Source organism: Mesorhizobium sp. WSM4846, from assembly GCF_055811415.1.
Genome location: NZ_JBVVPZ010000125.1, coordinates 1 through 238, shown reverse-complemented (window position 1 = coordinate 238; position 238 = coordinate 1). Strand labels below are relative to the sequence as shown.

Sequence of the window (238 nt, the reverse complement as noted above, 5' to 3'; positions counted from 1 at the left end):
CCCACCCCCCCCTCCCTCCGCGCTCGCCACCCACCCCCCCCCCCCCCCCCGCCCTCCCGCGCCCCCCCCCCCCCCGCCCCGCCGCCCCCCCCCCCCCACCCCCCCCCCCCCCCCCCCGCCGCCCCCCCCCCCCCCCCCCCCCCCCCCGCGCCGCCGCCGCCCCCCCCCCCCGCCCCCCCTCCCCCCTCCGCCCCCCCCGACCTCCGCCAACACCCGGAGCCCGGAATCTGCTCAGATG

The 238-nt window shown here is 89.9% G+C and carries 1 protein-coding gene; it reads right to left on the bottom strand.

From position 1 onward, the window contains the following. The coding region (locus AC0L15_RS33305; protein ID WP_473498438.1) for a hypothetical protein at positions 1-238 on the bottom strand (238 nt) is incomplete at both ends.